Below are 25,464 nucleotides of genomic sequence, written 5' to 3' on the forward strand. Positions count from 1 at the left end.
AATTCCTCGCTTTTGCGGTCTGCCCTTCCACGTTAGTATGCGGCCATGAACCGCAGAGCGCACATCCGGCGCCGGGCGTTCATGGCCGGCGCGGCGATCACGGCCGGGAGCGGTGCTGTGGGGATGACATCAAAACGAAAGCCTGAGCCCGTGCGGTTCGGGCTGATCACGGACGTCCATTACGCCGCGCGTCCCCCGCGCGGCGACCGCTATTACCGCCTGGCCGCGGTGAAGCTCCGTCGCGCGATCGCCCGCCTGCGGGACGAAGCGCCGGATTTCGTGGTCGGAATCGGCGATCTGAAAGACCAGGACGATCCGCCGCGCAGGGAGGCCTCTCTTCGCTACGCGCGCACGGCAGCAGGTCTACTGAAGGGGGCCGGAGTCCCCGTTCACGCCGTGCTCGGCAATCACGATGTAGACAGCCTCAGTAAGGCGGAATTTATCGCCGCCGTGCACGGGCCGGACGCCGGTCCGGCGCCGCACTACTCGTTCGACCGCGGAGGAGTGCACTTCGTAGTTCTCGACGCCAACTACCGCGCCGACGGGGTGGGGTATGATCGAGGCAATTTCGACTGGCGGGACACGCACATTCCCGGTGAGCAGGTCGACTGGCTGCAACGCGATCTGGCCGGGTCAGGCGGTCCCGCCGTGGTCTTCTGCCATCAGCGCCTCGACGGCACCGGCCCCTTTCACGTGAACAACGCCGCCGAGGTCCGGTCCGTGCTCGAGGAACACGGCCGCGTCGCCGCCGTGTTTCACGGCCACGATCACGGGGGCGCGACCGGGCGGCTGGGCGGCATCGGCTACTATACGCTGCCGGCGATGGTCGACGGCCCGGACCTCGAGACCGACACCGCGTTCGCGATGGCCGAGGTCTTCGCGGACGGCCGGTGCCGCGTGCGGGGGTTCGCCCGCGCCCCGGACGGGTCCGCTCCCGCCTGATTCCAACCGGAACCCGCAGAGAAGCGCACTCTCATTCGGCATCGGGCACGAGGACCGTTAACGCGCCGGGACGGACTTCGACCTCGACCGACCGCGGGGCGTCGACCAGCTCGCCGTCCATCTGCAGGGGGTCCGCGTTTTCGCGCCGGACGCACATATGACGGAAGCTCCGCGTGAGCACGCCGGGCAGCGTGTCGAGCGTGCGGTCGAACAGGCGGTGCAGGTTGGTGAAAAAACGGGGCGCATCCCGGTTGGGCATGTAGACCATCTCCAGCCGTCCGTCGTCGGCCTGCGCATGCGGAGCGATACAGGCGTTGTTGCCGTACTGTGTGAGGTTGGCCACGGTGAACACCAGCGGCGGGTCGAGATGCATGCGGTCGCCGTCCAGCTCCACTTCCAGCGGCTGCGGATGGTAGTCGAACAGTTCGTACACGCCGGCGAAGACGTAGGGGAGCGGGCCGCGGAATGGGAATTTCTCGAAAGTGCGCACAATGGCGGCGTCCCAGGCCATGCTGCAGGTGACGAAAAACGGCCGCCCCGCCGCGAGACCCACGTCGATGCGCCGCCGTTTCGCTTTGCGCAGGGCGCGGGCGGCCTGTTCGGCGGGAAGCGGGATGTTGAAATGACGGGCGAACCCGTTCCCGCTCCCGGCCGGGATGACCCCGAGCGTCGCCTCCGTGTCGAGCAGCGCGCCCCCGATCGAGTTGATCATCCCGTCGCCGCCCATCACGAGGATCGTATCGATGCCCTCTTCGACCGCCCGCCGCGCCTTGCGGCTCCCGTCCTCGGCGCTGTGGCTGTACTGGAACGTCAGTTCCGTCTGCTCATCCTCCCACGTCTCGCTGATCGCTTTCAACGCCGACGGAGAAAAACCGAACCCCGAGCGGGGATTGACGAATACCCTTACGCGTTCCATGGACCAAGCTATAGGCGCAGCCGGTGCGCGGGGCGAGGATAAAATGAAAACAGGCGAACGGCATCGCTCCCTCACCTCAATCCTTCTTGACCGCGGCACGCGGCTTGTAGAGCATGGGCGTTCGACCGACGCGGAAATCGAACCCTCGCGGAGTGGAATGAGCGAACACATCGGCCACGAGTGCGGCATTGCGGCGATCAGGCTGCTGAAGCCTCTCGACTACTACATCCACAAGTACGGCACCGCGCTGTACGCGGTCAACAAGCTGTACCTGCTCATGGAGAAGCAGCGGAACCGCGGGCAGGACGGAGCGGGTGCGGCGGCGCTCAAGCTGGGTATGCATCCGGGCGACGCCTACTTCGCACGGGTGAGATCGACTGAGGCCGACCCCTCGACCCGGGTTTACGAACAGATGCGCGCGCCGTTCGACGAGTTCGAGCGCGAGGACAGCGGAGGCGAACGGACGGTCGAGGAATTGAAGCGGCACGCTCCCTTCGCCGCCGAGATCCTCATGGGGCATCTCCGCTACGCGACGCGCGGGAAGGGCGGTCCGGAATACTGCCATCCGTTTCTGAGGGAAAACAACTGGCAGACGCGCAATCTCGCCGTGGCGGGAAACTTCAATCTGACCAATAACGACGAGCTGTTCCGGCTGCTCACCGACCTCGGGCAGCATCCTCCCAGTCATACGGATACGGAGATGATGCTCGAGAAGATCGGCCACTTTCTCGACGAGGCCAACGAAAGGCTCTTCCGCCGCTACCGCCGCCAGAACCTGAGCGGCCCCCGTATTTCCGGGCGCATCGCCGCCGAGCTGGATATGGGCGATGTGCTGCGCGCGGCGCTGCGCGATTTCGACGGCGGGTATGTCATTACCGGACTCGTCGGTCATGGAGAACTGTTCGTCGCCCGCGATCCCCAGGGCATCCGCCCGGTCTTTTATTATCGCGATGAGGAAGCGCTTGTCGTGGCTTCCGAACGCCCCGCGATCCAGACCGCGTTCAGTGCCCGCCTCGACGAGGTGGCCGAACTCGAGCCCGGCCACGCGATGCTCGTGGACCGGTCGGGGACTGTGCGCATCGAGCGCGTCGCCGAACCCGCGGAACGCGCTCCCTGTTCGTTCGAGCGCATCTATTTCTCCCGCGGCACCGATGCGGACATCTACCACGAACGGAAGAAACTGGGCGCGCGGCTCTGCGATCCGATCCTCGGGGCCATCGGAGGCGATTTCGAGCACACCGTGTTTTCCTACATCCCGAATACGGCCGAGACGGCCTTCCTGGGGCTGTCGGACGAAATGCGCCGCCGCTACCTCCAACGGCTTCGCGACCGGTTGTCCAACGGCGAGGCCCATACCGAGGACCGGCTCGACGCGGTGTTCTCCACGCCGCCGCGGTTTGAGAAGATCATGACCAAGGACGCCAAGCTGCGGACGTTCATCGCTTCGGGCAAGGAGCGCAAGGGCATGGTCGCCCTGGCTTACGATACGACCTACGGGGTGGTCCGCCGCGGCGAGGACACGCTGGTCGTGCTCGACGACTCGATTGTCCGCGGAACCACGCTTCGCGAGAGCATCCTGCGCATCCTCGACCGCATCGGGCCGAAGAAGATCCTCGTGGTCTCCTCCGCGCCCCAGATCCGCTACCCCGACTGCTACGGGATCGACATGTCGAAACTGCGCGACTTCGTGGCCTTCGAAGCCGCCGTCGCACTGCTGCATGAACGGGGGATGGCGGAGCGGCTCGACGAGGTGTACGCCGCCTGCCGCGAGAGCGAAGCGCGCCCGCGGACCGAGGCGGTGAACCACGTGAAGCGCATCTATGAGCCGTTCACGGCCGAGGATATTTCCGGGCGGATCGCGCAGATGCTGAGACCGGAAGATATGAACGCGGAACTGCAGATCATCTACCAGACCATCGAGGATCTCCACCAGGCCTGCCCCTCGCACCGCGGCGACTGGTATTTTACCGGTCATTATCCCACCCCCGGCGGAAACCGGGTGGCCAACCGCGCGTTTATGCATTATGTTGAGAAGCGCGACGAGCGGGCGTATTGAGTGGATGCCGCGGGACACCCCCGCGCGAATCAGTCGGGAGGACGGTCATGATCGACGACATCAGAAAGATTCTCGGCGAAGAGGCGAAAGACCTGCTGACCCACGAATGCACGACGATCGCGAAAGACCGGATCCACGCGCCGGGTCCGGATTTTATCGATCGGACGTTTGCTCCTTCAGACCGGAATAACCGCGTCCTGGCGAATCTGAGTCGCCTCTACAACCACGGCCGGCTGGGCGGGACGGGCTATCTCTCCATCCTCCCCGTCGACCAGGGCATCGAGCACTCGGCCGGGGCGTCGTTCGCCCCGAACCCGGATTACTTCGATCCGGAGAACATCGTGCAGCTGGCCCTCGAGGGCGGATGCAACGGCGTGACCTCGACCCTCGGCGTGCTGGGCAGTGTCTCGCGGCGCTACGCTCACAGGATTCCCTTTTTCGTGAAACTCAACCACAATGAGCTGCTGAGTTATCCCAACCGCTACGACCAGCGCATGTTCGCGTCGGTCGAGCAGGCCTGGAACATGGGTGCGGTCGGGGTGGGGGCGACGATCTATTTCGGGTCGGAAGAGTCGAACCGCCAGATCGAGGAGGTCAGCGAGGCCTTTCATCACGCCCACGAGCTCGGCCTGTTCACGGTATTGTGGTGCTACCTCCGCAATTCCGCCTTCAAGCACGAAGGCACGGATTACCATACCGCCGCGGATCTGACCAGCCAGGCGAATCATCTCGGTGTCACGATCGAAGCGGACCTGATCAAGCAGAAGGCGCCGAAGACCTCCGCGCCGGGATTTAAGGCGCTCGAGTTCGGAAAGACGGATGACCGCGTCTACGAGACGTTGAGTTCCGAGCATCCGATCGATATGACCCGCTACCAGGTGGCCGGCTGCTACATGGGCCGGATCGGCCTGATCAATTCAGGCGGACCCTCGGGTGAGAACGATACGCAGCAGGCCGTCAAGACCGCCGTCATCAATAAACGCGCGGGCGGGACGGGGCTCATCAGCGGCCGCAAGGCCTTTCAGCGCCCCCGCCGCGAGGGCATCCAGCTGCTCCACGCCATCCAGGATGTCTATCGCTGCGACGAGATCGGACTGGCGTAAGGGGCGCGGCGCCCATTCCCGTTCCGCTCCGCCGTCTTCCTTACCGCAACCCGAAGAGCGTCGGCAGCCACAGCGAGATCTGCGGGATGTAGGCGGTCAGCAGCAGGGCGGCGATCATCGCCGCGAAGAACGGCAGCAGCGGGCGGATGACCTCGGCCAGCGTGGTGTGTCCGACGCCGCAGCCCACGAACAGGCTGGTACCCACCGGCGGCGTGCAGAGTCCGATGCAGAGATTGGCGACCATCATCACCCCGAAGTGCACCGGGTCCATCCCCATCTCCACGGCTACCGGGAGGAAGATCGGCGTGAAGATCAGAATCGCCGGCGTCATGTCCATGAACGTGCCCACCAGCAGCAGGAGCACGTTCATGATCAGCAGGATGATCAGCGGATTCGACGTCAGACCGAGCAGCGCCGCGCTCACCCGCCCCGGCACGTCCTCGTACGCCAGGATCCACGACATCGCCGAGGAAGTCCCGATCAGCAGCATGACCACCGACGTCGCGACGCCGCACTGCAGCAGCATGCCGGGGATCTCGCTCCACTTGACCTCGCGGTAGATCAGCACGGCCAGCACGAAGGCGTACAACACCGCCACCGCCGCCGCCTCGGTCGGCGTGAAGATGCCTCCGAGGATGCCGCCCAGTACGATCACGACCAGCAGCAGACTCGGCAGCGCACGCAGGATCGCCGGCCACAACGGCCGGTCGTCCCGCGCGGTCCTCTCCGCCCCGTATCCGTGCAGCCTGCACTGCACGGTATTGACGCCCATCAGCAGCGCGCCGAACAGGATGCCGGGGACAAGGCCCGCCACGAACATCGCCGCGATCGAGATCCCGCCGGAGGCGAGGGCGAAGACGATCATCGCATTGCTCGGCGGGATCAGCAGTCCGGTGATCGCCGCGGTGGTGGTGACCGCCACGTTGTACTCGGGGCGGTAGCCCTTGCGGTTCATCTCCGGAATCATGAACCCGCCCACCGACGATACGGCGGCCGCGGAAGATCCGGACACCGAGCCGAAGAGCATGCAGGTGAGGATGTTCACGTGCCCGAGTCCGCCGGGGAGACGGCCGACCAGCCGATCCGCAAAATCGATCATCCGGCGCGCAATACCGCCGCGCCCCATGAACAGGCCCGACAGGATAAAGAACGGGATCGCGAGCAGCGCGAAGCTGCCGATCCCCGAGACCATGCGCTGCGCGATCATCTGGACGGCGGCGAACGGCGAGCCGACGGTGACCGTAATCGCCGCGAACGTCGACACCCCCAGGCTCACCGCCACCGGGCAGTTAAGGACGAGCAGCAGGACAAAGACCAGCGAGAGGACCAGCATGGAGACATCCGCGCTCATGATCCCTCCTCCGCATCCTCATCCGTGCCGGCGCGCAGCTCCGCCCACTCCTCCGCCGCGAAGAGCGCGATAAAGCATCCGCTGACCGGCAGGGCGAGGTAGAGCCACGACATCGGCATGGCCAGCGCCGCCGACTGCTGGCCCGTCAGGATGTTCAGGTGCACGATTCTGATTCCGCCGACGATCATCGCGCCGACGGCGAACAGGAAGACCACGGCGCTGGTAAACAGGGCCGCCCGGCGGCGGTGCCGGGCCGGAAGCTTCCCGGCGAAGTAGTCCAGCCCGAGATGCGCGCGGCGGGCGTAGGCGACCGCCGCGCCGAGCAGCGCGGTCCAGGTCATCAGAAACACCGCGAGCTCGTCGGTCCATGAACTCGGCGCCCGCAGGACGTAACGCGAGAGCACCTGCCAGAGTACGTCCAGCACAAGCACCAGCATCAGGACGATCACGGTTCGTTCGAGCGTTGCGACCAGCGCGTCGCGCAGTCTGCGATGCCAGGGGCGCCGAGCGCCCCCCGCCTCAGTAGCTTCGGATGTCATCGATCAGCGCTCCCAGTCTGGTGCCGCGGTACTGCTCCTGTACGGCGCGGCCGCGTTCCATGAACGGACCGCGGTCGGGCCGGACGATCTCCACGCCCTCCTCGCGCAGGGCCTCCAGCGATTGTTTCGTGTGTTCCGCCCACAGTTTCCGTTGAAAGCGCGACGACTCCTGCGCCACGCGTTCAATCAGGTCCCGGTCTTCGGCATCGAGCCGACGCCAGCGTGCCGGGCTCATGAGGAGGAGATCGGGGATGCGGAAGTGCCGGTCTAGCGAGTAGTACGGGCAGACTTCGTAATGGCGCGAGGTGTAGAAACTGGGGGGATTGTTTTCCGCGCCGTCGACCACCCCCTGTTGAAGCGCGGTGTAAAGTTCGCCCCACGAGATCGGGGTCGGCGTCGCGCCGAGCGCCCGGACCCCCTGCATGCAGACCCGGCTCTGCATGACGCGGATCTTCATCCCGTCGAGATCTGCGGGAGTGCGGATGATCCGGTCGCGGGTATAAAAACTGCGGCTGCCCGCGTCGTAAAAACACAGGCCCCGGAGATACACGCTTTTCCCCGCCTCCAGGATCCGTTGTCCGACGTCCCCCTCGAGCACACGCCAGTAATGCTCCTCGTTCCTGAAGAGATAGGGCACGCTGAACACCCCCATCTCGGGGATGAACCCCTCAAGCGTCGCCGCCGAACTGACCGTCAGATCGAGAATCCCCATCTGGACCTGTTCGATGCATTCGCGCGAGCTTCCGAGCTGACTGTTCGGCCGGATCTCCAGCCGGACCCGGCCGCCGCTTTCTTCCGCGAGCCGCCGCTGCATGAACTCCGCCGCCTGATGAATCGGATGAGACACGTCGAGCGGGTGCGCCATACGAAGCGTGATCGTGCGCGGGGCATCGCGTGTGCAGCCGCAGAAAACGAGCCCCGCGATCCCTGCGCAAGCGAGCACGGCGAAGCTTCGTTTCATCATAGCGTCGGGTCCCGAGGCCAATATCATGATCTTTATGGTTTGAGACAATCGATTCGTTAGGGACCGTATCGCATTCTCCGTCGATCGGCAACCCTGAGCGGCACGGGTGATCCCGTCTGCCGGCGAGCACGGGAACGTGTTTGGAAAGGGGATCTCACGGATTACAGAGGGGGGCACGAATGCAGTTGTCTGGAGAGCGACGGGATATGGCGCGAGGACGCGCCATATCTCGCGCCTCATGCGGGGCGTTCGGCAGGCGACCGGAGAAATCGGGAAGTGGAAACGGGAAACGGGGTCTAACCCCCGCAAGCTCGTACTCAGCGAAGTGGTACTCGTACTCGAATTCCTTGAATCGGGGGATGGGATCGCGCCTTCGGCGCTCCGGGTACGCGTACCGAGTACGAGTACGGATTCCGTTCCCCCCTTCAACCAACCTTCATGCTCTTCATGTGAGGGTAGGGATTCTGCTGGACAGCAGAAGGCCGTCCGCAAACGAGCGGCGCGCTTAGCCTGTCCGCCGAAGGCATAAAGGGCCGAAGGCGGAGAGATCGCGCCCTGCACGGAAATCGCAAAGATGAATGAGAAGAGCACAGGCAAAGAGATCGTGCGTTCTCTCTTACGTTCGTAGTAGGCCCGCAGGCCTGCGAAGCAGGGCCAGGGCCGTTATCTTTCACGCGCCTGGCCTGCCGGGGGCAGACTTGCGGCGCTACTACGAACGGTATCACGCGCCTTGGCCCTTCGGGCCTTGCGGCGCTACTACGAACGTTTGTGGTGAATCCCCATCCCGTCTCTTCCCCGAACGGCTCCGCCACAAAAATCTGCGAAGAACCGAAAGACTGGCTAATATTGTATTCGGACAGCAGAATGAGATTGACGTCAGCGGGTCGAGTAGTAGCATGGTGGTATGAAAGTCAAGACATCCATCACACTGTCGGGCGAGGTGCTTGGTATGATTGACAAGCACCACGCGGAATTCCGGAGTCGATCGGAGTTTCTCGAACGCGCCGCAAGGGCCTTCCTGGCGCACCTCGCTAAAACAGAAGCTGAGCGCCGTGATCTGGAGATCATCAACCGGAATGCCGACGAGCTGAACGCGGAGGCGGAGGACGTGCTGGCCTACCAGGTGGCGCTGTGAGGCGCGGCGAACTCTATCGAGTCAAGCGCCCCTCCACCCGCGATCCCCGCAGGTTCCGCATCTTTGCCGTGGTAAGCCGACAAGTGCTGATCGAGTCACGGTTCTCAACGGTCATCTGCGCCCCGGTCTACACAGCGTACGAGGGGCTCACGACGCAAGTGCCCGTCGGTACGGATGAAGGGATGAAGCACGACTGCGGCATCCATTGCGACGAACTCGTGAGCATCCCGAAAGCCATGCTGACCGACTTCGTCAGCACGCTTCCTCGGGAGAAAATTCTCCGATTGGACGAGGCGCTGAGAACCGCACTCGAACTTCACAACGACTGAGGCCCGAACAAGGCGCTGCTCACCTTCAACTTGACCGCGGACGGTCAAAATAAAGAAACGGGGTCTGACCGCGTAAGCTGTGCGATCTTGCTCCCATGCCATTGAAAAGAAGGGCGGATGGATTGATCCAGTTACGGCAGGGAGAATGGCTCTTGACTATCTTGCGGCGGACGGGAGGGTGGAGCAAAACACTCGACAGATGTCTCTACAGAGAGAACCTGTGAGATGGCGAACAACCATCGACTCGTACGTTTCAAACCGCGCCGCTTCGCGTCCCTGTCTGACACAACGGTCACGCGTGCCGTGGGCCCTGAAATCGAAATGACAAAACGCCCCGTTGCTGGTACTTTCGATGCAAATGGGAGAAGTCGATCATGACGTATCTGAGTGACCGAATCACAATCGATCCCGAGCAATGCGGGGGACGGCCCTGTGTTCGCGGCATGCGTATCTGCGTGACGGATGTGCTCGATCTCTACTCGGCAGGTCTGAACGCGAACCAGATTCTCGAAGAGATGCCCCATCTGGAAGATGCGGATCTTAAGGCTTGTCTTCAGTACGCGTCCAAGCGTATTGACCACCCGGTACTCGCAGCATGACCATCTGGATTGATGCCCAGCTTTCGCCTTCCCTGGCGAACTGGATCACGGACACGTTCAGCATCCCGGCGCAAGCTATTCGACTTCGAAGAACTTTTCATGCGGAACGCCGCATACGGGGCATTTTTCCGGCGGCTGGCCCTTGACGGTATTGCCGCAGACTTCGCAGACGAAAATCTTCTCTTCGCCGAGATCGCTGCCGTCCCGGACCGCCTCCAGCGCCTCGGAGTAGAGCCCGTGATGGATTTCCTCGACCTTGAGCGCGTGGTTGAACGACCGCTCCGCCGCCTTGTTTCCCTCTTCCTGCGCCTCGCGGAGAAATTTCGGATACATCTCCTGGAATTCAAATCCTTCGCCCTCAATTGCGGACTGCAGGTTATCGGCGGTGGAGTTGATGCCGCCCATGACGCGGAAGTGCGCGTGGGCATGTACGGTTTCCGCTGCAGCCGCGGCGCGGAAAAGCTTTGCGACCTGCGGCTTGCCCTCCGCATCCGCCTTTTTCGCGAACGCGAGATACATCCGGTTCGCCTGGCTTTCACCGCCGAAGGCCTCTTTGAGATTGTCCATCGTCGACATGATATTCCTCCCTGGATGATGATGACTCATTAACGCACTTATTAGGCATCTTACGTTGAACCTTCGGGTGAAGAAAAGCTCCGTGTGTGTATAATCCGGCTGGCGCGAACGGGAAGATGGTTCTCCGGGAGACAGGCGCCGCAGGCTCGGAAAACGCGAAACGAACATCAGGAAATCTATGGACCGTCCCGTGAATGCCGATCCCATGACACCGATGCAGCAGGGCATGCTGTACGATTCCCTCTCCGCACCCGGCTCCGGCTTCTATCTTCAACAGCTCGTGGTTACCTTCGAGGCTCCGCTGGACCGCGACGCCCTGAAGCGGGCATGGGATGAGGTCGCCGGACGACATGAGATCCTGAGAGCCTCGTGTCGATGGACGGGGGAGTGCGCCCCGAGGCTTCAGTTTGAGGAGGGCATTGAGACGGCCCTGGAAGACGCGGACGGTGCACCGGATGCGGCATTTCTGGAAAAGGACCGGCGGCGCGGCTTCGATCCTTCAAAGGCGCCGTTATGGCGCGTGACGCTGTTTCCGTTGCACGCCCCCGCAACCCTGGTATGGACCTTTCACCATCTGCTCCTCGACGGACGCTCGCACACCCTCATTCTCGACGAGCTCCTCGAGGCCTATGCGGCGATCCGTGCCGGGCGTGCGCCGCAATTTGTGTCGGCCGCCTCTTTCCGGCCGTACCTGCAGTGGCTTGCGGGAGAACCTGAGGCCGCTGCGGCTGAATTCTGGTGCGATCGGCTTCCCGAGGAGGTGGTGCCCGCATCGCTGCTCCCGCCCGGTCTTCCGGAACCCCCGGGTGACGAGGGATGGTATGTCCACCGTGAGAGGGTGCTCAGCGAGGAGACCGGCGCGGAAGTGCATCGCGCCGCGGCGTGGTTCGGGGTTACGACCAACACCTTGTTTCAGGCGGTCTGGGCGCTTCTCCTGCGGTGGTACAGTGAAGAAGACGCACTTGTATTCGGAGTGACCCGCGCGTGCCGCCACTGGCGGGGCGAACAGGCTGATACCGCCGCCGGGCTTTTTGCGAACACCACGCCGTTTCCTGTGCGAATAGACCCCGTCGCACCGCTGGGCCCGTGGCTGGCGGCACTGCGAGCGCAGCAGGTCGAAATGCGTGCGCGTGAACACGATGGGTTGACGCGTATTCGCGAATGGACGGGGAGAACGTCCACCGTTCCTCTCTTCAAGGCCCTGCTCGTGGTCGAGGGATACGATCTTACGGAACGATTCAGAACGCGGTGGAACGCTGAAGTTGAATTGCACGAGAAACCGAACCTGCTCACGCTCGGGGTCTACGACGGGTCATGTATTCGGCTCAGCCTCGACGCGCCCGCGGAGATCTACCCCGAGGCTCAGGTTGACCGCTTTCTCGAACAGATCGAAACCGGACTGAGGAGCCTCGCTCGTTCCGACCCGTCCCGCCTGCTCGATGAGATTGAGTTTGTCTCTCCGGATGAGCGAAGCCTGCAGATCGATCAGTGGTCCGGGATCGAAGCGCCGTATCCCGACGACTGCGCCGTGCACCGGCTGATCGAGGCGCAGGCGCGAAAGACCCCGGACGCGGTGGCGGTCGAGACTCCGGACGAGCAGATCAGCTACCGTGAGCTGGATGCGCGCGCGAACCGGCTTGCACGGGTGCTTTTGCGGCTCGGCATCCGCAAAGGGGCCCGCGTCGGGGTCTGTCTGGATGCGCGCGCTGAACTCGATCTGGCGATGCTCGCAATCTTCAAGGCTGGCGCGGTGTACGTGCCGCTGGATCCGGGGAATCCAGCCGACCGCCTGACGTTTTATCTGGAGGACAGCGGCGCGGAGCTGGTGCTCACCTGCGCCGAACTTCGCGCGACGGTTCCGGACGTCGGGTGTCCGGTCCTGGAGATCGGCCTGGAGGGGCCTGAGGGTGAGGACGAATCGGTGGAGCCCCCGGAGGTCGCGGCCGGTCCCGACGATGACGCGTACATACTCTACACCTCGGGTTCGACCGGCACGCCTAAAGGGGTGATCACCGAGCACGGCGGGCTGTGCAACTGTGCGGAGGCCGAAATCCGGCTCTACGGGCTCGGGCCGGGGGACCGCGTGCTCCAGTTCTCCACGCCAAGCTTCGACGTCTCAATTTACGAGGTCATGATGGCCCTGACCGTCGGCGCGACGCTGAGAACCGGGACGGCGGCGGATCTCGTGCCGGGTCCGGCGTTGACGAAGTTTCTGAAACGGCAGCGGATCAGTGCGGTCACCCTGACCCCGACGGTATTGCGGGCCATGCCCTTTGACCCGCTGCCCGACCTTCGGGTGCTCGTCTGCTGCGGCGAAGCATGTCCGTCGGATCTCCTCGACGCCTGGGCCGGGGGACGACGTTTCTTCAATGCCTACGGCCCCACGGAGGTGACGATCTGGTCGACGAGCGACGAGTGCGTTCCCGGCGAAAAACGGCCGTCGATCGGACGGCCGATCCCCAATCTGCGCGTTTATGTGCTCGATGCACACCGCCGCCCCGTCCCGGCCGGCGCACCGGGCGAACTCTATATCGGCGGGGCAGGGGTGGGGCGCGGGTACCTCAACCGCCCCGAGCGCACGGCGGAGCATTTTCTCCCTGACCCTTTTGACGGACGTGAAGGGGCGAGGATGTACCGCACCGGCGATAAGGTTCGGTATCTTCCCGACGGTCGCATCGATTTTATCCGGCGCATGGATCGTCAGGTCAAGATTCGCGGCGTGCGCGTGGAACTGGGCGAGATTGAAAGTGTCATCCGGCGGCATCCGGGTGTGGATGATGCCGTTGTTCTTTTGTGCGACGGGCTTCCGTATGGCTACATCACGGCGGCGGGGGATGCGGCGCCCGAGGATGCTGTGCTTCGCGCCTACCTCGTGGAGCATCTTCCGCGTGTTCTGATCCCCGTGTCGTTTACGGCGCTGTCCGGCTTTCCCCGGACGCTGAGCGGGAAGGTGGACCGTAAGGCCCTGGAGCGCGGGGCGTTTGAGTCGGTTGCGCAGGACGGTGCCGCAGAACGCGCGGGGCCGGCGCGAGCGGCGACAGAGGACGAGTTGCAGAGGCTGGATACGTGGAACCTCGAGGCGCAGCGGCCCCGCGTGGAGGGAGAGACGGCGGACCGCCTGTTTGATATCGCATGCCTGATGTACCCGGACCGTGTGGCATTACGGCAGGAGGGACGCTCCCTGAGCTATCGTGAGCTGGGCCGCCTGGCGAACCGGATCGCGCTTCGGTTGCGCAGGGAGGGAATAGGGGCTGAGGATCCGGTACTGATCTGTGGACGGCGCTCCATCGAAGCGCTCGTGGCTATGCTGGCGGTCGTGAAGGCCGGGGCGACGTATGTCCCGGTGGATGCCGGAGTACCGGAACGTCGCATGCGCGAGGCGTGCGGGGATTGCGGGGCGAGGGCCGTGTTCTGCCCGGAGGCGATCCGGAATGTTTTTGATGCGTGCGCGCTGTGGCTCGATCTGGACGATCCGGAAGGCGAGGGCCGCGGGGAAGGTTCTCATCCGCCGGAGGTGAAGCCGGATGATCGTCGCCGCGCGTACATCATCTACACCTCCGGGTCAACCGGTCGTCCCAAGGGAGTCGAAATCGAACACCGCTCGCTCGTCAACCTCATCCGTTTTTACGTGGAGCGGCTTGAACTCACGGAAAAGGACCGGAGCACCATGCTGGCGAGCATCGCCTTCGATGCCTCGGTTGCCGACGGGTGGCCATACCTGTGCTGCGGGGCGTCGGTGTACATTCCGCCCGACGAAAAGCTCCTCGATCCTCCCGCGCTCTTCCGGTGGATCGGAGAGGAGGGGATCACGGTGTCCTTCGTGCCGACGGCGCTCGCGGAACGGCTTCTCGAATCGGATCTGTCACCGAAGACCTCGCTGCGGTATCTGCTGACGGGAGGCGACCGGCTTCGCGTCCGGCCCGCGGCGGGGTTGTCATTCGGGGTGATCAACACCTACGGCCCGACCGAGAACACGGTCGACAGCACGTGGGATGTCGTCCGCCCCGGCGGAGAAGAGGAGGGTCCGCCTCCGATCGGTCGTCCGATAGCCAATGTAGGGGTCTATGTGCTCGACCCGGACGGCGTGAGAGTCGCCCCCGGGGAAGAGGGTGAACTGGTGCTGGGGGGGCGGAACGTCGCGCGCGGCTACCTCGGGCGTGGAGACCTTACCCGTGAACGTTTTCCGGTCGATCCGTTCTCCGGGGATGGGGCGCGGATGTACCGGACGGGCGACCGGGTACGGTTCCGGGACGACGGGCGACTCGATTTCCTCGGGCGCAAAGATGATCAGGTGCAGATCCGGGGCCATCGTGTAGAGCCGGGCGAGGTCGAGCATCTCCTGCGCGAAACCTCGGGAGTACGGGACGCTGCGGTGCGCCCGATGGAGGAGGACGGCGCGGTAACCGCGCTGGCGGCGTGGGTGGTGCCGGAACGACCCGGGGCCGCGGAAACCCTGACGGCGGCGCGTGAGGCGGCTCGTGCAGAACTTCCGGCCTACATGGTTCCCGCGGCCTGGGCGATGCTGGATGAACTGCCTCGGAACGCCTCGGGTAAAGTCGACCGTGAGGCGCTGCCCGCGCCGAACGTGTTCGAATCGGCGGGGGCGGGAGAGGTTCCGGCGACAGAGCGGGAACGCGAGCTGGCCGCGGTGTGGGAGGAAGTACTCGATGTGGGCCGCATCGGACGCGACGACAATTTTTTTGATCTGGGCGGCCATTCGCTGATGGTGCTCAATCTCGTCTCGCGCGTGAAAGACGTGCTGGGGGTCCCGCTTTCCGTCGCCGCCGTGCTGCAGCGTCCCACCCTGCGCCGCATGGCGGAGGCGCTCGAAGATACCCCGGGCGGCGTCGGGCCGGGATCTTCTGCAAGGGTTCCCGTGCGCGAGGAGGGCAAAGATGAGCCCGTCTTCTGCGTGCCCGGTGCGGGGGGAGGGGTGAACCGGTTTCGCGGCATGGTCGAGCACTTGAAGCCGGGGCGGCCGTTTTACGGTCTGGAACCGCTGGGGCTGTCGCGCGCGTTGAATGAAGGGCCCATTGAGGATGTGGCAGAGGCGTTTCTGGACCTCGTGCGCGAGGTTCAGCCGCACGGGCCGTATTTTCTGGGAGGGTTCTCCTACGGCGGGCATGTCGCCTACACGATGGCACAACGGCTTCGGCGCGAGGGCGAGGAGGTCGCCCTGCTGTTTCTGATCGAGGCCTACGGACCCGATGTTCGCTGCGGTCCTGCGGTGCGCGCCCTGAGGTATGCCGGCAATGTACTGCGACTCAAGCCGGCGGACAAGGTGCGTTACGTAAAGGACAAAATTCGCTGGTTCCGGATGCTCATCAGAAACTGGTGGCACGTGAGCCGCCGGAGCCGGGATGAGGCCGACGAACTTTCGAGCATCCTGCGTGCGCATATGGAGGCCGCCGCGTGCTACGACCCGGAGCCGTACGATGGGCGGATGGTGCTGCTGCGTGCCGAGAGGCCGCCGAACAGTGCGCCGCTGCGCAGAGATGCGGGTTGGAAACGCATGGTCCGGGGCGGGATGGACGTGCACTTCGTCCCCGGCGATCATTACACCATCTTCGATGAAGGCCATCACGAGGCGATGGCCGAGACGATCGGCCGCTACCTCTGAGGTGCGTCCCGCACCTCGGTTTCTCCCTCTTCATGGTAGTCCTGCAGCGCGCGGACGGACCAGTCGCCTTCCCGCACGGTCCGGATCGCGGCGATCGTCGCGCGGGCGCCGGATTCGGTGGTGATGATCGGAAGATTGCGCAGCACCGCTTCGGAGCGGATGCGGATCTCGTCCATGCGCGAGACCGGGCCGCTGGGCGTATTGATCAGCAGGTGCACCTTGTCCTCGCGCATCAGGTCGGCGATGTTCGGTTTGCGTCCGCTCGCGAGTTTATAGGTCTCGGTCACTTCGAGCCCGTATTCGCGGAGCACCGAGGCAGTCCCTTCCGTGGCGAAGATCGAAAAGCCCAGTTCGCTCAGCTCGCGACCGATCTCGCACACCCAGTCCTTGTCCCGGTCCTTGGCGCTGAGAAACACGGCGCCGCCGGTCGGGAGCTGCTGGCCGGCGGCGATCTCCGCCTTCCAGTAGGCCGTCTCGAAGTCGCGGTCGATGCCCATGACCTCGCCGGTCGACTTCATTTCCGGTCCGAGGATGGGATCGACCCCCGCAAACCGGTTGAAGGGGAAGACCGCTTCCTTGACGGCATACCATTTGGGCGCCGGCGCCCGCTTCGCGAGCCCCAGTTCCTTGAGCGAGCGGCCCAGCGAGACCTGGGTGGCGATATTGGCCAGCGGGACGCCGGTTGCCTTGCTGACGTACGGCACCGTCCTCGACGCGCGCGGATTGACTTCGAGCACGTAGAAGTCGTCGTCTTTCACGGCGATCTGGGTGTTCATCAGGCCTACGACATTCAGTTCGATCGCCATGCGTGCACAGGCGTCCTCGATGTTCGCGATCATCTCCGGCTTGAGCGTGTTGGGAGGGATGGTGCAGGCGCTGTCGCCCGAATGCACCCCGGCCTCCTCGACGTGCTCCATCAGTCCGCCGATGTAGACCGACGACCCGTCGCAGACGAGGTCGACGTCCACTTCGATCGCGTTTTCAAGGAAGCGATCGATCAGCACGGGGTGGCCCGCGCTGGCATTGAACGCGGCGTAGGTGAAGGTGACGAAGTCCTGTTCGTCGTAGGCGATCATCATGGCGCGCCCGCCCAGCACGTAGGAGGGACGGATCATCACCGGGAAGCCGATCTCGTGGGCGAGGGCCAGGGCCTCGTCCATGGTGGTCGCCGTGCCGCTGGCCGGCTGTTTGAGCCCGGTGCGGTTGAGCAGGTCGCGGAACTGGGCGCGGTCCTCCGCCGCGGCGATGCTTTCCGGCGAGGTGCCGAGGATCGGCACGCCCGCGCGGAGCAGGTCGAGGGCGATATTCAACGGCGTCTGGCCGCCCATCTGTATGATCAGCCCGAGCGGGCGTTCATTCTCGTAGATGTTCATCACGTCCTCGAACGTCAGCGGCTCGAAATAGAGTTTGTCCGAGGTGTCGTAGTCGGTGGAGACCGTCTCCGGGTTGCTGTTCACCATGATGGCCTCGTAGCCCATCTCCCGCAGTGCGTTGACCGTGTGCACGCAGCTGTAATCGAATTCGATCCCCTGACCGATCCGGTTCGGGCCGCTGCCGAGCACGATCACGCTCTCGCGGTCCGTTCGGCGGGTCTCGTCGAGCGTGCCGTCGCAGGTCGAGTAAAAGTAGGGGGTGTAGGCCTCGAATTCGCCCGCACAGGTATCGACGAGATGATAGACGGGCTTCAGGCCGGCGTTCTTGCGTTTCTCGCGGAACGCCCAGCGGTCTTCGCCGCGCAGCGCGGCGATCTGGTCGTCGGAGAACCCGATCCGTTTCGCCTCGGAGAGCAGGGCGGGATCGAGTTCGCGGCCTTTCGGGACCTCGATCAGCGCATGCTCCATCTCTACGATCTGGGCGATATTATCGATGAACCACGGGTCGAGGTGTGTCATTTCCGCGATCTTCTCGATTGAATAGCCGTCCTTGAGCGCGCACTTGATCGCGATGCAGCGTTCGGTGCGGGTGTTCAGGAGATACTCGTCGAGCCGCTCGCGCGGCACCCGCGACTCCGCTTTGAGGTCGAGTCCGTCGACGCCGATCTCCAGGGACCGGAAGGCTTTCTGGAGCGATTCCTTGAAGTTGCGGCCGATCGCCATGGTCTCGCCGACCGACTTCATGCTGACGCCGAGATCCGTCTCCGCGCCGGGGAACTTCTCGAAGGCGAAGCGCGGAAGCTTGACCACGCAGTAATCGATCGACGGCTCGAAACAGGCGGGCGTCTCGCGGGTGATGTCGTTAGGCAGTTCATCGAGTGTGTAGCCGACCGCCAGTTTGGCCGCCAGCTTGGCGATCGGAAAACCGGTGGCCTTGGAGGCGAGGGCGGAGGACCGCGAGACGCGCGGGTTCATCTCAATGACCGCGAGACGCCCCGTTTCAGGGTGGATACAGAACTGGACGTTGGATCCCCCCGTTTCCACGCCGATCACGCGCATGATCCGCAGCGAGGCGTCGCGCATGACCTGGTACTCGCGGTCGGTCAGCGTCTGGGCGGGGGCCACGGTGATGCTGTCGCCGGTATGCACGCCCATCGGATCCATGTTCTCGATCGAGCAGATGATCACGCAGTTGTCCTTGTGATCGCGCATCACTTCCATCTCGAATTCTTTCCAGCCGAAGACCGACTCCTCGATGAGCACCTCGCTGCTGAGGCTGGCCTTGAGGCCGTTTTCGACGATCCGGTTGAACTGTTCCCAGTCGTGGGCGATGCCGCCGCCGGTGCCGCCGAGCGTATAGCTGGGGCGCACGATGATCGGGAACCCGAGCTCATGCTCCGCGAGGCGCTGCGCCTCCTCCAGCGAGTGGACGTGGAAACTCTTCAGGCACTCGATTCCCGCCTCCTCCATGGCGGCCTTGAACAATTCGCGCTCTTCACCGCGTTCGATGGCGTCGGGATTGGCGCCGATCATCTCCACCCCGTATTTATCGAGGACGCCGCTTTTGAACAGCGTCATGGAGATGTTCAGTCCCGTCTGGCCGCCGAGGGTGGGGAGGATCGCATCGGGCCGTTCCCGTTCGATGATTTTCTCCACCGCCTCGGGGGTGAGCGGCTCGACATAGGTCCGGTCCGCCGTCTGCGGGTCGGTCATGATCGTCGCCGGATTGCTGTTGATCAGCGTGACCTTATAGCCCTCCTCCTTGAGGGCCTTGCAGGCCTGGGTGCCGGAATAGTCGAACTCGCAGGCCTGACCGATGATGATCGGCCCGGACCCGATGATGAGGATGTGGGAAAGGTCAGTGCGTTTGGGCATAGGAACTCCAATTAGTTTGAGTTAGAAACCTGAAACCTGAGACCTGAGTAAGAGGGGGATAGGGATTGAGTGGGAAACCTGAAACCTGAGACCTGAGTAAGAGGGGGATAGGGATTGAGTGGGAAACCTGAAACCTGAGACCTGAGTAAGAGTGGGGATAGGGATTGAGTGGGAAACCTGAAACCTGAGACCTGAGTAAGTGGAGATTGAGTGGGAAACCTGAGACCTGAATCCCGTGCGGGCTTACTGAGTAAAGAAGACTGAACTTGGGGGGTCATGTTTTTCCGCCTTTGGCGTTTTTTGACATCGTGACAAATATTGAAATCAATTCGTTAAGCTCTTCTTCGATGGGGTGGCAGCGGTCTTCCGATATTCCGCACCCGCGCACGAGCAATTCAATCCAGAGCAGTGACTCGTCGGCTTCCTGAGTGCAGATCTCAATTTTTGAAATAAATTCAGCTTTGGTTCTGGCTCGCGAGGCCTCCCTGTAATTCGCCGCTATGGATGTTCCGGAACGAAGAATCTGTTTCCCGGCCACCTGAATATCGTATCTTGAAGATCGAGACAAAGAGAGATACAGCCTGATAACATGTACGGCGAGGTTCGTCGTTCGCGTGCGCATCGTGCTTTTTGCGGCTCCCACATTCGTCTCCAGTGTGAATGGCGGAGACCCGCATCCCGCGCGGCTCCCATTGAACCCGCGTTAGGTTTTTTTTATACCTCCGTGTACAATCGTTATAATTCTTACTCAGGTTTCAGGTCTCAGGTTTCAGGTTTCCCACTCAAGCTTTCTTACTCAGGTTTCAGGTCTCAGGTTTCAGGTTTCCCACTCAAGCTCTCTTACTCAGGTTTCAGGTCTCAGGTTTCCCACTCCCTCCCCCCCCCCTCACTCCCACTCAATCGTACTCGGCGGTTTCGAGCTGATATCGTAGACCACGCGATTGACGCCGCGGACCTCGTTGATAATCCGGTTGGAAATGCGGTCCAGTACGTCGTGCGGCAGCTTGTACCAGTCGGCCGTCATGCCGTCGAGGCTCTGGACGGCGCGGACGGCGATCACGTTCTCGTAGGTGCGGTCGTCGCCCATGACGCCCACGCTCTGGACGGGAAGCAGCACGGCGAAATACTGCCAGACGTCGAGATAGTTCTCCATTTTCATGATCTCCTCGCGGACCCGCAGATCGGCCTCCCGCAGGATGTCGAGCCGCTCCTCGTCCACCGCCCCGAGGATGCGCACGGCCAGGCCGGGGCCGGGGAAGGGCTGGCGGTCGACCACGTAGCTGGGCAGGCCCAGTTCGCGCCCGACCAGCCGGACCTCGTCCTTGAAGAGTTCCCGCAGAGGCTCGACCAGGTCGAATTCGAGGTCCTCGGGCAGGCCGCCGACGTTGTGGTGGCTCTTGATGGTGGCCGAAGGTCCGCCGACCGGCGAGACGCTTTCGATGACGTCGGGATAGAGCGTACCCTGGGCCAGAAAGCGGACCGGGCCGAGCGCGCGGGCGCGCTCGGCGAAGACCTCGATGAACGTGCGGCCGATGATTTTGCGCTTCTGCTCGGGGTCGATCACGCCTTCGAGCCGCTCGAGAAACTGCGGTGCCGTATGGGCGGTATGCAGATCGACGCCCAGCACGTCGCGGAAGAGATCCTCGACTTCCGCCGCCTCCCGGTAGCGCAGCAGACCGTTGTCGACGAATACGCAGTGAAGCCGGTCGCCGATGGCGCGGTGGACGAGGGTGGCGGTGACGGAGGAATCGACGCCTCCGCTGAGGCCGCAGATGACGTGATGATCGCCCACGCGTTCACGGATCGCCTCGGTCGCGGCCTCGATAAAGGCGCTCATTTCCCATTCGCCGCGGCATCCGCAGATGCGGAAGCAGAAGTTCCAGAGCATCTCCGCGCCCTGCGGGGTGTGAACGACTTCGGGATGGAACTGCAGGCCGAAGATGCGGCGTTCGGGGTGCATCATGGCGGCGACGGAGCAGTTGTCGCTGTGCGCCATCGGGCGGAAGCCCTCGGGTGGCGTATCCACTTTGTCGCCGTGACTCATCCACACCTGCAGATCGGGCGCGAGGCCCTGGAACAGGGCGTCGGGATGGTCGATCGTCATGATCGCCTTGCCGTACTCCCGCTTGCGCCCCGGTTCCACCGTACCGCCCAGCAGTCGGGAGGTGAGCTGCATGCCGTAACAGATGCCGAGCACGGGGATGCCGAGGTCGAACAGGGCGGGGTCGCACGAAGGCGACCCTTCGTCGAGCACACTGGCCGGCCCGCCGGAGAGGATGAGGCCCTTGGGGTTGCGCCTGCGGAGTTCGTCCGCGGGCGTGTCATGAGGCACGATCTCGCAGTAGACCTTGTGCTCGCGCACGCGGCGGGCGATGAGCTGCGTGAGCTGCGAACCGAAATCGAGCACGGCAACCCACTCGTCAGGCCGTATGCTTATCTTGTCTCCGCTGGATGACACGAGGCGGGCTCCTTGAATTAGGTGATCTCAACCGTCGTGGCTGCGCATCAGTTCCGTGAATTCTTTGAACAGGTAAAAAGAGTCGTTCGGCCCGGGGCAGGCCTCCGGGTGATACTGCACGCTGAAGAGCGGCTTCTCACGGTGCCGCAGGCCTGCGCAGGTCCGGTCGTTCAGGTTTACATGCGTGACCTCGATCTCTTCGGGCAGACCCTCGCCCCTGACGCAGAAACCGTGATTGTGACTGGCGATCTCGACCTTGTGCGTGCGGTGATCGAGGATCGGCTGGTTCGCGCCGCGGTGGCCGAACTTGAGCTTGTAGGTCTCCGCGCCGAGCGCCAGCGCGATCATCTGGTGTCCGAAGCAGATTCCGAACAACGGCCGGCCGGAGTCGATCAGCTTGCGCACTTCCGCGGCCACATCCTCCGCGCCCTCGGGATCGCCGGGGCCGTTGGAGATAAAAATCCCGTCCGGATGCTCCGCGAGGATCGCTTCGGCCGGCGTGGTGCAGGGGAAGACGCGACACTCACAGCCGAGCTGCTGCATGAGCCGGAGCTGGTTGGTCTTGATCCCGCAGTCGACGACCGCGACCTTGAACTCCGCGCCGGGCATGCCGCCCTCGGGCCACGTGTACGGCGCTTCGGCGGTGACTTCCCGGATCAGGTTGCGCCCCACGAGGGAAGGGGCGTTACGGGCTTTTTCGACCAGGCTCTCCGGATTCAGATCGCCGGTGGATATGACACAGCGCATGGCGCCCTTGTCCCGGATATGCAGGGTGATGGCCCGTGTGTCCACGCGCTCAATTCCCATGACGCCGTTCTGTTCGAGATATTCCGGAAGACTCCACCGGCTCCGCCAGCTGCTGGGGATCCGGCTGCACTCGCCGACCACGAGACCGGCGGCGAAAATGCGGCGCGATTCGACGTCCTCGGGGTTCACGCCGTAATTGCCGATCAGCGGGTAGGTCATAGTGACGATCTGGCCGTAGTAAGAGGGATCGGTCAGGATCTCCTGGTATCCGCTCATGGCGGTGTTGAAAACCAGTTCGCCCGAGGTTTCCCCCTCTCCGGCAAAGGAACGGCCCCTGAAGAAGGTTCCGTCTTCGAGTGCGATCAGTGCGTCCACAGCGGTACCTCGCGTGTTGATCGTGTTGATGATATTCGGAGCATGTTCTTTACGCGGCGGGGGGGATGCAAACACTTTCCACATAAAAACCGCCGCCCGGCCTGACGGCGGGCGGCGGTTTCGATCCGTACCGGTTCAGCGGGCTTATCCCTGGGAACCGGAAGCCGTCTGCGGCCTGATGACCGCCGGGGCCTCTTCGGTGAAGGAGACCTCGGCTTTGTCGCGCAGGCTCTGCAGGTATTCCTGAACCGATCCCTGCTTGCGCTGAGCCTCCAGGTGGCGGCGGATGTCCTCCTTCGCCTCATCGAATCCGGCCTTGGACGCCTCTTCCTTACCGGTCACCTTGATGATGTGATATCCGTACTTCGTTTCCACGACCTCGCCGATTTCGCCGATCTCCTGCGAGAAGGCGGCCTCCGAAAAAGCGGGCACCATCTGTTCCTTCGCGAACGATCCCAGGCTGCCGCCTTCTTTGCCGCTCGGACAGGTCGAGTACTTTTCGGCCATTTCGGCGAAGTCCGCGCCGGCGTCGAGCTTGGCCTTGACCTTCTCGGCCTCGGCTCGCTTTGTGGCCTGTTCTTCTTCGGTGGCGTTGGTTTCGGTTCCGATCAGGATATGGCTGGCCTCCACCTTGGCCGGCTGTTCGAAGGACTGCGGGTTGGATTCGTAGAACTCCTTGAGATCTTCTTCGGTGACCGGTTCAACTTCACCGGTCTTTTCTTCCACCAGCTTCTGGACGCGGAGGTCGCGGCGGAGATCGGAGCGCAGGTCGTCCATGGTCATCCCGCGCTGGCCGATCATATCCTCCAGGCTCTGCCCTTCCGGCACGCGTTCGCGGATGCCCGCGATGGCGTCTTCGACGGCCTGATCTTCCACCTGGACGTTTTCTTCGTCAATAGTCTGGCGCAGGGCGGTCTGCACCACGATCTGTTCGCGGGCGCGCTGGTAGGCGCGCTGGAGAATCTGCGCGCGCTGTTCCTTGCCCATCTGCTGGGGGAGGCGGCTCATGAGAGGCTGGATCTGCTGCTGAAATGCGCCCCACGCGACGTCTTCGCCGTTTACTTTCATCACCGTCCGGTCGGGCGAAAGCTGGGCGGCGGACGGCTGCATCGGCTGCTGATACAGGTTGGACATGTCGGAGACGTCGGCGTCCTCTTCCGGAACACCCTGATCGTTGTCCCGTCCGCCGCAGCTCGCGACGAGCAGCATGATGGTGCAAAGGCTTCCGATGGTTTTGGCATTGAATCGCTGTCTGAGCATGGTTTTCTACCTCTCCGTTAGATGGGCCGTCGGCAGCGGAAAGTCGCCGCCCCTCAAATGTCGAACCGGCATCATCAGGGGAGGGATAGGGGGCTGTCAATGAATTCACCTTTTTTTTCGGGGTTTTTCAGCCGCGAAGGCCCTGGAGGGCGTATGGATCATATGGATAACATGGAACACTTCCGGTGCCGCCGCTGCGGCCAATGCTGCCGACGCCGCGGCTACGTGTGGCTCGAAACGCACGATGTCGAACGCCTCGCGGAATTTCTCGGCATCGACACCGACACGTTCCTCGACCGGTTTACCCGCATCGCCGGCCGGGCACGCGATCTCAGCCTCATCGAAAACGACGACGGAAGCTGCGTGTTCCTGAAAAACGGACGCTGCGAAGTCTACCAGGCCCGCCCACTCCAGTGCCGCACGTTCCCCTGGGCCTGGGGACAGGACGATCCCGAATGCCCCGGACTGGCGGAGTTGAGGTGAGGGGATCAGGGGGAGATCGTGGCAGTCGGGGGGGAGTCGTGGCAATCGGGGGAAATGTCGTTCCTACGAGCGAAGCGTTTCCACGAGGCGCGTAGCGCCGTTTCCACGAGCGAAGCGTGGAAGATCGTGTCAACGGCCCTCGCGGGCCTCGTGGCAGTCGGGGGGAGAGTCGTGGCAATCGGGGGAAATGTCGTTCCTACGAGCGAAGCGTTTCCACGAGGCGCGTAGCGCCGTTTCCACGAGCGAAGCGTGGAAGATCGTGTCAACGGCCCTGACGGGCCTCGTGGCAGTCGGGGGGAGAGTCGTGGCAATCGGGGGAAATGTCGTTCCTACGAGGCCGAAGGCCGTTCCTGCGAGCGCAGCGTTTCCCCGAGGCGCGTAGCGCCGTTTCCACGTTCCCTACGAGGCCGAAGGCCGTTTCCACGTCCCCCCCGAGCGCAGCGTGGAAGATCGTGTCAACGGCCCTTGCGGGCCTCGTGGCAATCGGGGAGATCGTGGCAATCGGGGGAGATCGTGGCAGTCGGGGGAAATGTCGTTCCTACGAGGCCGAAGGCCGTTTCCCACGAGGCGCGCAGCGCCGTTTCCACGTTCCCTGCGAGGCCGAAGGCCGTTCCGACGAGGCGCGTAGCGCCGTTGCCTCGAGCGAAGCGTTTTGACGAGGCGCGCAGCGCCGTTTCCACGAGCAGGGGAGAGTCGTGTCAACGGCCCTGACGGGCCTCGTAGCAATCGGGGGAATGTCGTTCCTACGAGGCCGAAGGCCGTT

At 63.5% G+C, this 25,464-nt stretch carries 18 protein-coding genes; 8 read left to right on the top strand and 10 right to left on the bottom strand.

The genetic code is table 11. The annotated features are described in order from the left end of the window. Positions 1–45 precede the first annotated feature (45 nt). Positions 46–942: a metallophosphoesterase family protein gene (locus tag L21SP4_RS04260; RefSeq protein WP_074041382.1), complete on the top strand. Its 897-nt coding sequence runs from the start codon at positions 46–48 to the stop codon at positions 940–942. Positions 943–973: 31 nt separating this feature from the next. Here L21SP4_RS04260 and L21SP4_RS04265 read toward each other — a convergent pair whose 3' ends face one another. Further along, positions 974–1,858: a diacylglycerol/lipid kinase family protein gene (locus L21SP4_RS04265; protein WP_052881499.1), complete on the bottom strand. Its 885-nt coding sequence runs from the start codon at positions 1,856–1,858 to the stop codon at positions 974–976. Between the two features lie 157 nt (positions 1,859–2,015). Here L21SP4_RS04265 and L21SP4_RS04270 point away from each other — a divergent pair, with 157 nt between their 5' ends. Both L21SP4_RS04270 and L21SP4_RS04275 read left to right on the top strand, forming a co-directional pair. Next, positions 2,016–3,914 carry a class II glutamine amidotransferase gene (locus L21SP4_RS04270; RefSeq protein WP_052881500.1) on the top strand — a complete coding sequence of 633 codons (1,899 nt, stop codon included), beginning with the start codon at positions 2,016–2,018 and terminating at the stop codon, positions 3,912–3,914. A 47-nt stretch (positions 3,915–3,961) separates the two neighbouring features. Next, on the top strand, positions 3,962–5,017 hold the full coding sequence (locus tag L21SP4_RS04275) for a class I fructose-bisphosphate aldolase (protein WP_052881501.1): 1,056 nt from the start codon (positions 3,962–3,964) through the stop codon (positions 5,015–5,017). A gap of 40 nt (positions 5,018–5,057) precedes the next feature. Here the strand turns inward: L21SP4_RS04275 and L21SP4_RS04280 are convergent, their stop codons facing one another. The 3 genes from L21SP4_RS04280 to L21SP4_RS04290 are packed head-to-tail and all read right to left on the bottom strand — an operon-like array spanning position 5,058 to position 7,871. Beyond that, complete coding sequence (locus L21SP4_RS04280) at positions 5,058–6,368, bottom strand: TRAP transporter large permease (protein WP_052881502.1); 1,311 nt, start codon at positions 6,366–6,368, stop codon at positions 5,058–5,060. Beyond that, positions 6,365–6,907, bottom strand: a complete 543-nt coding sequence (locus tag L21SP4_RS04285) for a TRAP transporter small permease (RefSeq protein WP_052881503.1) — start codon at positions 6,905–6,907, stop codon at positions 6,365–6,367. Before L21SP4_RS04285 ends, L21SP4_RS04280 begins: the two co-directional genes overlap by 4 nt. Further along, a complete protein-coding gene (locus L21SP4_RS04290) occupies positions 6,888–7,871 on the bottom strand; it encodes a TRAP transporter substrate-binding protein (protein WP_082116520.1) in 984 nt (327 codons plus the stop codon). Before L21SP4_RS04290 ends, L21SP4_RS04285 begins: the two co-directional genes overlap by 20 nt. Positions 7,872–8,820: 949 nt before the next feature. Between L21SP4_RS04290 and L21SP4_RS04295 the strand changes: the two genes are divergently transcribed. The 3 genes from L21SP4_RS04295 to L21SP4_RS04305 all read left to right on the top strand — a co-directional run bounded on the left by L21SP4_RS04295 (position 8,821) and on the right by L21SP4_RS04305 (position 9,934). Next, positions 8,821–9,006: a hypothetical protein gene (locus L21SP4_RS04295; RefSeq protein ID WP_052881504.1), complete on the top strand. Its 186-nt coding sequence runs from the start codon at positions 8,821–8,823 to the stop codon at positions 9,004–9,006. Then, the gene (locus L21SP4_RS04300; RefSeq protein WP_052881505.1) at positions 9,003–9,335 is read left to right on the top strand and encodes a type II toxin-antitoxin system PemK/MazF family toxin; all 333 of its coding nucleotides are present in this window, start codon (positions 9,003–9,005) and stop codon (positions 9,333–9,335) included. Before L21SP4_RS04295 ends, L21SP4_RS04300 begins: the two co-directional genes overlap by 4 nt. Positions 9,336–9,709: 374 nt before the next feature. Further along, positions 9,710–9,934, top strand: coding sequence for a DUF433 domain-containing protein (locus L21SP4_RS04305; protein ID WP_052881506.1), 225 nt, complete (start codon positions 9,710–9,712; stop codon positions 9,932–9,934). 75 nt (positions 9,935–10,009) lie between these two features. On the opposite strand, the gene L21SP4_RS04310 is transcribed toward L21SP4_RS04305, so the two are convergent. Further along, positions 10,010–10,510: a rubrerythrin family protein gene (locus tag L21SP4_RS04310; RefSeq protein ID WP_052881507.1), complete on the bottom strand. Its 501-nt coding sequence runs from the start codon at positions 10,508–10,510 to the stop codon at positions 10,010–10,012. 178 nt (positions 10,511–10,688) lie between these two features. Here L21SP4_RS04310 and L21SP4_RS04315 point away from each other — a divergent pair, with 178 nt between their 5' ends. Continuing rightward, positions 10,689–16,130 carry a non-ribosomal peptide synthetase gene (locus L21SP4_RS04315; protein WP_052881508.1) on the top strand — a complete coding sequence of 1,814 codons (5,442 nt, stop codon included), beginning with the start codon at positions 10,689–10,691 and terminating at the stop codon, positions 16,128–16,130. Here L21SP4_RS04315 and carB read toward each other — a convergent pair. From carB to L21SP4_RS04335, 5 genes are all read right to left on the bottom strand, one after another. Further along, a complete protein-coding gene (gene carB / locus L21SP4_RS04320; protein ID WP_052881509.1) occupies positions 16,121–19,378 on the bottom strand; it encodes a carbamoyl-phosphate synthase large subunit in 3,258 nt (1,085 codons plus the stop codon). The two genes, L21SP4_RS04315 and carB, sit on opposite strands and share 10 nt — an antisense overlap. Positions 19,379–19,652: 274 nt before the next feature. After that, a complete protein-coding gene (locus L21SP4_RS12320; protein ID WP_074041383.1) occupies positions 19,653–20,000 on the bottom strand; it encodes a four helix bundle protein in 348 nt (115 codons plus the stop codon). A gap of 264 nt (positions 20,001–20,264) precedes the next feature. Next, on the bottom strand, positions 20,265–21,836 hold the full coding sequence (guaA, locus tag L21SP4_RS04325) for a glutamine-hydrolyzing GMP synthase (protein ID WP_236682499.1): 1,572 nt from the start codon (positions 21,834–21,836) through the stop codon (positions 20,265–20,267). Positions 21,837–21,863: 27 nt separating this feature from the next. Continuing rightward, positions 21,864–23,042 carry a glutamine-hydrolyzing carbamoyl-phosphate synthase small subunit gene (carA, locus tag L21SP4_RS04330; protein WP_201774685.1) on the bottom strand — a complete coding sequence of 393 codons (1,179 nt, stop codon included), beginning with the start codon at positions 23,040–23,042 and terminating at the stop codon, positions 21,864–21,866. A gap of 60 nt (positions 23,043–23,102) precedes the next feature. Continuing rightward, complete coding sequence (locus L21SP4_RS04335; protein ID WP_052881510.1) at positions 23,103–24,218, bottom strand: peptidylprolyl isomerase; 1,116 nt, start codon at positions 24,216–24,218, stop codon at positions 23,103–23,105. Between the two features lie 153 nt (positions 24,219–24,371). Here L21SP4_RS04335 and L21SP4_RS04340 point away from each other — a divergent pair, with 153 nt between their 5' ends. Further along, entirely contained in the window at positions 24,372–24,701 is a 330-nt protein-coding gene (locus tag L21SP4_RS04340; protein WP_052881511.1) for a YkgJ family cysteine cluster protein, read from the top strand. Positions 24,702–25,464 lie beyond the last annotated feature (763 nt).

Source organism: Kiritimatiella glycovorans (genome assembly GCF_001017655.1).
Lineage (GTDB): Bacteria > Verrucomicrobiota > Kiritimatiellia > Kiritimatiellales > Kiritimatiellaceae > Kiritimatiella > Kiritimatiella glycovorans.

What these genes read in the sequence shown, in the direction of transcription:
- L21SP4_RS04260 (WP_074041382.1), top strand. Translation starts at nt 46, where the DNA reads ATGAACCGCAGAGCGCACATCCGGCGCCGGGCGTTCATGGCCGGCGCG.
- L21SP4_RS04265 (WP_052881499.1), bottom strand. Translation starts at nt 1,858, where the DNA reads ATGGAACGCGTAAGGGTATTCGTCAATCCCCGCTCGGGGTTCGGTTTT.
- L21SP4_RS04270 (WP_052881500.1), top strand. Translation starts at nt 2,016, where the DNA reads ATGAGCGAACACATCGGCCACGAGTGCGGCATTGCGGCGATCAGGCTG.
- L21SP4_RS04275 (WP_052881501.1), top strand. Translation starts at nt 3,962, where the DNA reads ATGATCGACGACATCAGAAAGATTCTCGGCGAAGAGGCGAAAGACCTG.
- L21SP4_RS04280 (WP_052881502.1), bottom strand. Translation starts at nt 6,368, where the DNA reads ATGAGCGCGGATGTCTCCATGCTGGTCCTCTCGCTGGTCTTTGTCCTG.
- L21SP4_RS04285 (WP_052881503.1), bottom strand. Translation starts at nt 6,907, where the DNA reads ATGACATCCGAAGCTACTGAGGCGGGGGGCGCTCGGCGCCCCTGGCAT.
- L21SP4_RS04290 (WP_082116520.1), bottom strand. Translation starts at nt 7,871, where the DNA reads ATGATGAAACGAAGCTTCGCCGTGCTCGCTTGCGCAGGGATCGCGGGG.
- L21SP4_RS04295 (WP_052881504.1), top strand. Translation starts at nt 8,821, where the DNA reads ATGATTGACAAGCACCACGCGGAATTCCGGAGTCGATCGGAGTTTCTC.
- L21SP4_RS04305 (WP_052881506.1), top strand. Translation starts at nt 9,710, where the DNA reads ATGACGTATCTGAGTGACCGAATCACAATCGATCCCGAGCAATGCGGG.
- L21SP4_RS04310 (WP_052881507.1), bottom strand. Translation starts at nt 10,510, where the DNA reads ATGTCGACGATGGACAATCTCAAAGAGGCCTTCGGCGGTGAAAGCCAG.
- L21SP4_RS04315 (WP_052881508.1), top strand. Translation starts at nt 10,689, where the DNA reads ATGGACCGTCCCGTGAATGCCGATCCCATGACACCGATGCAGCAGGGC.
- carB (WP_052881509.1), bottom strand. Translation starts at nt 19,378, where the DNA reads ATGCCCAAACGCACTGACCTTTCCCACATCCTCATCATCGGGTCCGGG.
- L21SP4_RS12320 (WP_074041383.1), bottom strand. Translation starts at nt 20,000, where the DNA reads ATGCGCACGCGAACGACGAACCTCGCCGTACATGTTATCAGGCTGTAT.
- carA (WP_201774685.1), bottom strand. Translation starts at nt 23,042, where the DNA reads ATGTGGAAAGTGTTTGCATCCCCCCCGCCGCGTAAAGAACATGCTCCG.
- L21SP4_RS04335 (WP_052881510.1), bottom strand. Translation starts at nt 24,218, where the DNA reads ATGCTCAGACAGCGATTCAATGCCAAAACCATCGGAAGCCTTTGCACC.
- L21SP4_RS04340 (WP_052881511.1), top strand. Translation starts at nt 24,372, where the DNA reads ATGGATCATATGGATAACATGGAACACTTCCGGTGCCGCCGCTGCGGC.